This is a genomic window from Streptomyces colwelliae, from assembly GCF_048158785.1.
Taxonomy (GTDB): domain Bacteria; phylum Actinomycetota; class Actinomycetes; order Streptomycetales; family Streptomycetaceae; genus Streptomyces.
Genome location: NZ_JBLTJC010000621.1, coordinates 1 through 3,770 on the forward strand (window position 1 = coordinate 1; position 3,770 = coordinate 3,770).

4 protein-coding genes are annotated in these 3,770 nt (G+C 70.9%); 1 reads left to right on the forward strand and 3 read right to left on the reverse strand.

What is annotated here, in order from left to right; all coding sequences use genetic code 11:
- Window positions 1–240: 240 nt before the first annotated feature.
- Entirely contained in the window at window positions 241–1,650 is a 1,410-nt protein-coding gene (locus ACNFOC_RS52105) for a DUF2252 domain-containing protein (protein WP_416965978.1), read from the reverse strand.
- A gap of 274 nt (window positions 1,651–1,924) precedes the next feature.
- Window positions 1,925–2,287, reverse strand: a complete 363-nt coding sequence (locus ACNFOC_RS52110; RefSeq protein WP_416965979.1) for a winged helix-turn-helix transcriptional regulator — start codon at window positions 2,285–2,287, stop codon at window positions 1,925–1,927.
- Window positions 2,288–2,427: 140 nt separating this feature from the next.
- Between ACNFOC_RS52110 and ACNFOC_RS52115 the strand changes: the two genes are divergently transcribed.
- The gene (locus ACNFOC_RS52115; protein WP_416965980.1) at window positions 2,428–3,081 is read left to right on the forward strand and encodes an FMN-dependent NADH-azoreductase; all 654 of its coding nucleotides are present in this window, start codon (window positions 2,428–2,430) and stop codon (window positions 3,079–3,081) included.
- Between the two features lie 137 nt (window positions 3,082–3,218).
- Here the strand turns inward: ACNFOC_RS52115 and ACNFOC_RS52120 are convergent, their stop codons facing one another.
- On the reverse strand, window positions 3,219–3,449 hold the full coding sequence (locus ACNFOC_RS52120) for a hypothetical protein (protein WP_416965981.1): 231 nt from the start codon (window positions 3,447–3,449) through the stop codon (window positions 3,219–3,221).
- Window positions 3,450–3,770: the final 321 nt, after the last annotated feature.

Consider the following 3,770-nt stretch of genomic DNA (forward strand, 5'->3'; position numbering starts at 1 on the left):
GTGGATGAGCCGCCGGTGGATGTGTCGCCTTGGTGGAATTCGGCGCGGTGACGAGCGGGACGGCTGGCACGCCCGCGAACGGCGGTGAGCGAACGAGACAGAAACCGAGCCGGTCGGCCAAGGACGGGGCACAACGCTGTGTTGGCGTTGCGGCGGGTGCTCCCCGCTCCCGCCTACCCGCTTCCGGCTTCCGGCTCACGGCTCACGGCTCACGGCTCACGGCTCACGGCTTCCAACCGCCTACACCCCCATCTCCGCCGCGATCCGCCCCGCCCGCACTGCCCCCACCAGCTCCGCGTGGTCCGCCTCGGTCCGGTCGGCGTAGGCCACGGCGAACGTCGCTATCGCCTCGTCCAGTTCGTCCTTCTTGCCGCAGTAGCCGGCGACGAGGCGCGGGTCGGCGCTGTGGGCGTGGGCGCGGGCCAGGAGGGCGCCGGTCATGCGGCCGTAGTCGTCGATCTGGTCGGCGGCGAGGGCGGCCGGGTCGACGCTGCCCTTGCGGTTGCGGAACTGCCGTACCTGGAACGGGAGTCCGTCGACCGTCGTCCAGCCCAGCAGGATGTCGCTGACGACCTGCATCCGCTTCTGCCCGAGCACCACCCGCCGCCCCTCGTGCGCGACGGGCGGCGCGTCGAACCCGGCGCTCAGCAGATGCGGCACCAGCGTCGAGGGGCGGGCCTCCTTCACCTGGAGGACGAGCGGTTCGCCGCGGTGGTCCAGGAGCAGCACGACGTACGACCGCGTGCCCACGCTGCCCGTGCCGACGACGCGGAAGGCGACGTCGTGCACCGTGTGCCGGGCGAGCAGCGGGAGGCGGTCCTCGGAGAGCGTGTCCAGATACTCCTCCAGGGACGCCGCCACCGCCGCGGCCTCCGCGTCCGGGATCCGCCGCAGCACCGGGGAGGCGTCGACGAAGCGGCGCCCGCCGTCCTCGGCCGCCTCGGTCGACCTGGCCGCGAACCGCCCGCTGGTGTTGCCCCGCGCCTTCTCGGAGACCCGCTCCAGCGTGCCGAGCAGGTCACGGGCGTCGGCGTGGGAGACGAGCTCCTCGTCCGCGATGGCGTTCCACGCGTCCAGCACCGGGAGCTTGGCCAGCAGCCGCATGGTGCGGCGGTAGGAACCCACCGCGCCGTGCGCCGCCGTACGGCAGGTGTCCTCGTCGGCGCCGGCCTCCCGGCCCGCGAGCACCAGCGAGGCGGCGAGCCGCTTGAGGTCCCACTCCCAGGGGCCGTGCACGGTCTCGTCGAAGTCGTTGAGGTCGATGACCAGGCCGCCGCGGGCGTCGCCGTACAGGCCGAAGTTGGCCGCGTGGGCGTCGCCGCAGATCTGGGCGGCGATCCGGGTCATGGGGGTGCGGGCGAGGTCGTAGGCCATGAGGCCGGCCGAACCGCGCAGGAACGCGAAGGGCGTGGCCGCCATCCTGCCCACCCGTATCGGAGTGAGCCCGGGGATACGGCCGCGGCCGGACTCCTCGACCGCGGTCACCGCGTCGGGGCGGGAACCGTCCAGGTCGAGAGCGGCGTGCGCGCTGTGCGGGACGCTCGCCCGCAGCGCCTTGCCCTCTTCCTTGGGCGACCCCTCCACGGGCCACGTGGCGAAGCCCCGCACTCCGGGCAGCCTGCGCCCCACACCGATACCGGCCTCGGTCATCCCGACCGCCTCCCCCGTGCACACACGCACTCACACGTGCCCTCGCCCGAACATCAACTCGCGACGACCGTACAGCCGGTGGCGAAAACACGTCAGACCCTGTGGACAACTCCACGGCTGTGGAAAACCCGGGCCGCACTACATCCCTGCACCCGCCCGTCGGGCCTCGCACCGGCCGGACCCACACCCGTCGTCCTCGCACCGGCCGGACCCGCACCCGCCGGGACTCGCCCCCGACAGCCCCGCACCCGCCGGGACTCGCGCCGGACAGGCTTCAGCACGGGCCCGACTGCCACCCCTCGGGCAGATGCACCTTGGCCCACTCGCCGAGTTCGCGAAGGGCCGGGTCCAAGGCCTTGCCCGCGTCCGTCAGCCGGTAGGAGACCCGCAGGGGCGGCCCCTCGTCGACCTCACGGACGAGCAGGCCGGCCGCGCCGAGCTCCGTGAGCCGGTCGGACAGCATGCGCTCGCTGATGCCCGGGATCGCCCGGCGCAGGTCGGAGAAGTGCAGGGGCTGCCCCATCAGGACGGCCACGATCGGCCCGGTCCAGCGCTTTCCGAACAGTTGGAAGACACGGGTGATGCCCTTGTCGACCTGCTTGCACAGGTCCGTGCCGTGTTCCTGCTCGACCGTCATGGCTTCAGGATACTTCCCTCCCACGCGGGAATGAAAAAAAGTAAGTACCTGTGTTATTCATAGTCGAGTACGAAACTTCAGCTACTGAAATCTTCCTCAGTCCGCGCCACTCGGTGCGCACTCAATCCCCGGAGACCCCCATGGCCACGCTCCTGCACATCGACTCCTCCGTGTTCCCCACCGGCGCCTCCGCCTCCCGCGCCGTGGCCGACGCCTTCCGCACGTCCTGGGAGGAACAGCACCCGGAGGGCACGGTGATCCACCGCGACCTCGCCGCGAATCCCGTCCCGCACATCACCGCCGACGCCCACACCGCCGGCTTCGCCGACCCGGCCACGCACACGCCCGAGCAGGCGGCGGCCTTCGCCGAGCGCGTGAAGCTCATAGAGGAGCTGGAGCAGGCGGACGCGGTGCTGATCGGCGCCCCGATGTACAACTTCGCCATCCCCTCGACCCTGAAGGCCTGGCTGGACAACGTGATCTTGATGGGCCGCACTGCGGGCGCCGAGGACTCGAAGGTCAAGGGCACCCCGGTCACCGTGATCGCCAGCCGCGGCGGCGCCTACGGTCCCGGCACGCCGCGCGAGGGCTTCGAGTACGTGCAGAACTACCTGAGCGCGGTGTTCGCCGACGCCCTCGGTACGGACCTCGAGTTCATCGTCCCGGAGCTCACCATGGCCCCGCAGAACCCGGCGATGTCCGACCTGGTCCCGCTCTACGAGGCCTCCCGCGAGCGCGCCCTCGGCGACGCGGCCACGAAGGCCAAGGCCCTGGCGGAACGCCTCGCCGCCTGACCCCGCGCCCGGCACCCGGCCTCCGTCTCAGGTGAGAAGAGCGTGTGATTGTCCTCACCTGAGGCGGGGATCACCGAAGCATCACCGAAGCCGGCGCCCAGACCACTTCCCCCACTGCCGCGACGCCGCACCCGAGCTCACTCGCTCTCTTTGTCCCGCTTCCCCATCCAGGACTGACAGACCCATCGGGCGAGCGCTCCTACCAGGAGGGCGACGACGATCGCCCCCCAGTCGATGACGTGCGGAAGCCCGGGAAAGAAGGCGAAGAAGGCGAGCGTGACCACAAGGCCCGCCACGAACACGGCGATCCCGGCCGACCGCCGTCGTGCCTCCCCGGACTGCTCCCGTCCCTGCTGCTGATCGATCATGAACGGCTCACTTCGTGATGTGGCGGCACCGACTCACCCGGCGCACCCCGTTGACACAGAGATGCGCGCACGCCTTTCCACAACGAGGCAACGTCCGGGGAGAGTTGTTCCTCATCGGATCGATCCTGCACTCGGGGTGCGTTCGCCCGCGGGACGCCCGACAGGTCTTGTCGTTGGTATCGGCGTAGCTGAAGTCGATGTGCCAGTTGCAGAACCCCGGCAGCAGGGCCTCAGCAGGCGGCTGAGGTGTTTGGGGTCCATGGCCTGCAGCAGGGCTGGGTGGTTGCAGATGGTGTCGAGGGCCTCGGCCAGGGTCCAGGC

Coding starts and splice junctions, on each gene's coding strand:
- ACNFOC_RS52105 (WP_416965978.1), bottom strand. CDS start 1,650: ATGACCGAGGCCGGTATCGGTGTGGGGCGCAGGCTGCCCGGAGTGCGG.
- ACNFOC_RS52110 (WP_416965979.1), bottom strand. CDS start 2,287: ATGACGGTCGAGCAGGAACACGGCACGGACCTGTGCAAGCAGGTCGAC.
- ACNFOC_RS52115 (WP_416965980.1), top strand. CDS start 2,428: ATGGCCACGCTCCTGCACATCGACTCCTCCGTGTTCCCCACCGGCGCC.
- ACNFOC_RS52120 (WP_416965981.1), bottom strand. CDS start 3,449: ATGATCGATCAGCAGCAGGGACGGGAGCAGTCCGGGGAGGCACGACGG.